The sequence below is a fragment of the Streptomyces sp. NPDC020362 genome, from assembly GCF_040642095.1.
GTDB lineage: Bacteria > Actinomycetota > Actinomycetes > Streptomycetales > Streptomycetaceae > Streptomyces.
Genome location: NZ_JBFAET010000385.1, coordinates 1 through 3994, shown reverse-complemented (window position 1 = coordinate 3994; position 3994 = coordinate 1). Strand labels below are relative to the sequence as shown.

The 3994-nt window shown below is 72.1% G+C and carries 4 protein-coding genes; 3 read left to right on the top strand and 1 reads right to left on the bottom strand.

Features of this window, described 5'->3' with window-relative positions; translation table 11 throughout:
* Positions 1–316 precede the first annotated feature (316 nt).
* Positions 317–1360, bottom strand: a complete 1044-nt coding sequence (locus AB0H32_RS47265) for a MerR family transcriptional regulator (protein WP_361135602.1) — start codon at positions 1358–1360, stop codon at positions 317–319.
* 168 nt (positions 1361–1528) lie between these two features.
* Here AB0H32_RS47265 and AB0H32_RS47260 point away from each other — a divergent pair, with 168 nt between their 5' ends.
* The 3 genes from AB0H32_RS47260 to AB0H32_RS47250 all read left to right on the top strand — a co-directional run bounded on the left by AB0H32_RS47260 (position 1529) and on the right by AB0H32_RS47250 (position 3860).
* On the top strand, positions 1529–2179 hold the full coding sequence (locus AB0H32_RS47260) for a sigma-70 family RNA polymerase sigma factor (RefSeq protein ID WP_361135599.1): 651 nt from the start codon (positions 1529–1531) through the stop codon (positions 2177–2179).
* Positions 2180–2788: 609 nt separating this feature from the next.
* Positions 2789–3226, top strand: coding sequence for an SPW repeat protein (locus tag AB0H32_RS47255; RefSeq protein ID WP_361135596.1), 438 nt, complete (start codon positions 2789–2791; stop codon positions 3224–3226).
* 379 nt (positions 3227–3605) lie between these two features.
* On the top strand, positions 3606–3860 hold the full coding sequence (locus AB0H32_RS47250) for a hypothetical protein (protein WP_361135593.1): 255 nt from the start codon (positions 3606–3608) through the stop codon (positions 3858–3860).
* Positions 3861–3994 lie beyond the last annotated feature (134 nt).

The window sequence follows — 3994 nt, the reverse complement described above, 5'->3', positions numbered from 1 at the left end:
GGCCCGGAGCGGGCCGCGGTCGACTACCCGGACCCGCTCATCGGTCTGCCCGAGGGCCTGGAGCGCTTCAGACGGGCCCGCGGGCGCGACGGCTGAGGAGCGCCGCCCGTGGCCACCCGCACACAGCCGCAGCCGCAGCCGCAGCCGTGCAAGAAGTACCACGCAGTCACAGCCGTCCACGACGTATCCCGCAGTCACGGCCGTGGCCGGAGTACCACGCGGTCGCAGCCGTGGACGAACTACGCCGTGCAGGGCGTGGGTCTGTGAAGCTCTCCTGGTGCGCCCCGGCAACGGATGTGCGGCGCACCCGCTCGGGTCAGCGCGACTCGCCCTGCGCGGCGACCCGGTGGATGCCGTCCAGCGTGTCGAGCGCCTCGCGCAGGCTCGTGGGGCGTGCCATGCCCCGGGTCGGGCGCCCGGCCCAGCCCGGGCCGCCCAGCAGCACCAGCGGCTGCCTCCGCGCTCCCCTGACGCCCCACTCGGTGGTGGCGACGTGCTGGGCCAGCGGCGGGCTGGCCGAGGAGCGGGCCTGGGCCCACAGGACCACTGCGGCCGGCCCCAGTCGGCGCACCGCCGATGTGAGCGCCTCGGCGGGCACCGCGGCTCCGAACATCCGGGTGGGCACCCGCAGTTCGCTCAGCCCGGCGTGGAGTGCCTCCAGCGGCAGGGTGTGCTGTTCGCCGGGCACGCAGGCCAGCACCACGGGTCCCATGCCGGTGGCGTCGTCCGCAGCGGCGGGCGGCCGGGTGTACCGGCGCAGGGTGGTCGAGACGTGCCAGGACAGCAGGTGCTCCACCTCCACGTAACGGTCGCCCGACGACGCCCACTTGCGGCCCACGGCATGCAGGGTCGGCACCATCACCTCGTGCCAGGCCACCTCCAGGCCGTGTTCGGCGACCGCTTCCTCCAGTTGCTCGTGCAGGGCGGCCGCGTCGAGCCGCACGGCGGCCCGGGCCAGTCCCCGGCACTCCTGACGCACATCGCCCAGGGGCAGCGTGCCGGCGGCACGGGAACGCACCGCAGCGGTGGGCGGTCGCGGACCGGGCCGCACGCCGGCCGTGCGCTCGTGGACGTCCGCGCCCTCCTTGGCGGCGCGGGCCGCTTCGGCGGGCGGCACACCGGCCGAGGTGAGGCGGCACATCATCTCCAGCATCGCCACGTCCTGGGGCGTCCAGCGCCGGTGCCGGCCGTCCGCGCGCACGGCCGGGCCGATGCCGTACCGGCGGTCCCAGGAGCGCAGCGTGGTGGGCGACACGCCGAGCCGGCGGGCCAGGGCTCCGGTGGTGAGCCCGGCCTCGGGGGCCGGCGGGCCCGGCTCCGCCCGTCCGGCGGGGCCCTCTTCGGCTTCGTACGCACCCATGACGGGACTATACGACGCAGAATCGATGCAAGTTGAAGGAACGGTCCACGGACGCACACGATGACGGAACCGGGGGTCCCCGCGCGGACCTCCTGGCCCCGCGATCCCCCGGTGCCACCGTCCGGGTCGGGCCCGGGTGGATTCCGCCGTACGTGAGGAGCCGTGGTCATGACGCCGTATCCGGTCGCCGCCGTCGCCACCTCCGCGGGTGCGCGGAACCCGTCAGCACCGACGTCCTCGTGGGCATCCGCGCAGGAGTCGTTCGGCGACGACCGGCTCGGACGCGGCCTGGTCGCGGGCGACGACACCTGCCTGACGGTGGCCTACCGCCGCTGGTCCGCCCTGGTGTACGGGCTGGCCTGGCGCTCGCTGGGGGACGCGAGAGAGGCCGAGGACGTGACCCAGCAGGTGTTCCTCGGTGTGTGGCGGGGGCGGCACGGGTACCGGCCCGAGCGCGGCCCGCTGGCCGGCTGGATCGTCGGCATCACCCGCCGCAAGATCGCCGACGCGCTCTCCGCCCGCACCCGGCGCGGCGACCTGGTCGCGGCCGTCGGCTCGACGCTGCCGCTCGTGGAGGCCCGGACCGGCCAGCCGGAGTCGGCGCTCGACCGTGTGCTCGTCCGGCGCGAACTGGACAGGCTCCCGGAGGCGCAGCGGCGGGTGCTCCGGCTGGCCTTCTTCGAGGACCTGACCCAGACCCAGATCGCGGCACGTACGGGGTGGCCGCTCGGTACGGTCAAGAGCCACGCCCGACGGGGACTGCAGCAGTTGCGGTGCCGGCTGGAGCAGGAAATGACGGACGGCCGAACAGTCACCTGAGTCACGCACCGATTTTCGATGCGGAAACGATGCAAGGCACGGACGCCGGCCGATACCGACTCGGCAGCATGCCCTCGCGGACGGCGACGCCGTACGGGCACGGGCCGAAGGCGGGACGGGCCACCGCCAGGGTGCCGGAGGCACGCCCGTCCCGCGCCCGGAGATCGGGGTGCATCCGTCCGGACACGGACAGGGGAAGAGCGTGACGCAGCATTCGTCCGGCGGACGGCTGCCGGCGGGCAGTTGCGGGATTCGGCTCCCGCCCGCCGCTCCCGAAGAGGGTCGGTGCTCTTCGGGGGCGGTCGCCCGGCGCAGCGTTCAGGGCCTCCGCACGCCGGGCCGAAGCGCACTGGGGAGCAGGGCGAAAAAGCCCTTCCGGCCGAGGAAGACACCCGGGGCCAAGGCGCTTTCGGCGACCCGACCGGGGGCCGTCGGCCCCGGCCTCGCGCGTGTCCGCCGACGGGCCTTCTCCGTCGCGGACGAGGGACAGCAACAGGACTCCCGAACCCTACACATAAAGGCGAAATAAGAGCAGAATGCCTACAAGCGGCGCTTACCGCATACCGCACCAGACGCGGTCAGGCCTGGAAGTCACAAAGGAGACGAAACATGGCCAACGTCTCGCACAGGGGTGACATGGCAACCCACCCCGATGTCTCCGAGATGCGGGAACGTTATGCCCGCATGCTCGGCGGCCGTGATGTGGCGCTCGTGGACGGGCCGGTGTTCCTGCTCGGCCTGTACTGCGCGGCGTCCCCGTGGATCCTGCACTACACGACGAGCCAGCCGGCTCTGGTGACCCACAACCTGATCGTGGGCATCGCGATCAGCGTGCTGGCGCTGGGATTCACCACGACCCCCGACCGGATGTACGGCCTCAGCTGGGCCATGTGCGCCATGGGTGCCTGGATGATCATCGCGCCGTGGATCGTGGGCAGCAGCCCGGACACCGGCGTGATCCTCAACAACATCATCATCGGTGCCCTGGCCATCCTTCTCGGGCTGATGTGCGCCGGTACGGCGGCGAAGAGCGTCCCCAGGCCATAGAGACAAGCGACGAGGGAAGGAGGACCCATCGAAGAAAGTGAAGGCCACGAAGAATGCGGGGCCGGTTCGCCCGGGCGGACCGGCCTCCCCATGCCCACACCCACCCAGCCCCGGGAATGCCAGGCAAGGAACCAAAATGCCCTACTCATTCAAAGGTTGCGAAGCGAATAATTCGACGATTCAAGCAGAACGCCACAAAGATCTGTTACACGACTTATGGGTGATCTTGATGCACGGTCCGTAGCGTCGTGGACACCGCGAACGAAACCGAACGAAGGAACAGTTCACCGATGCGTGCACTTCGCACCCTGCGAACAACGGACTGCACGTCACGCTGCACCCGAACGGCAAGGTCACTTCCTGGGTCGAGCGGGCCGAGGTGAAGCACCGGCCCCAGCAGAAGCCCGTCGCCAAGCGCGTCATCGTCTCCTCGGCGCAGCTGGCCGACCACGCCTCCACGGCGAAGATCTACCGCATCAGCACCCACCACTACGAGGCCGACGTCTCCGCGGGCGGCGTCAAGCTGGACACCCTGGTCGCCAACGGCCGTGCCGCCTACGGCCAGAACAACGGCCTGCACGTCGCCCTGCAGCCGGACGGCCGGCTGACGTCCTGGGTGGACGACGCCCGCTGACGGGCCCGGCGCCCGAGCCCGGGCGGCACGGCGCGCAGGGAGGGTGGACGCAAAGCGAGCGGACCGGGCCCGGCCCGGAGGGGCCGGACCGGAGGGGCCGGACCGGGCCGTGAGGGCCTGACGTCCGCCGGGCC

Excerpts from the sequence above, each read along its gene's own strand:
- AB0H32_RS47265 (WP_361135602.1), bottom strand. The coding sequence starts at position 1,360 with ATGGGTGCGTACGAAGCCGAAGAGGGCCCCGCCGGACGGGCGGAGCCG.
- AB0H32_RS47260 (WP_361135599.1), top strand. The coding sequence starts at position 1,529 with ATGACGCCGTATCCGGTCGCCGCCGTCGCCACCTCCGCGGGTGCGCGG.
- AB0H32_RS47255 (WP_361135596.1), top strand. The coding sequence starts at position 2,789 with ATGGCCAACGTCTCGCACAGGGGTGACATGGCAACCCACCCCGATGTC.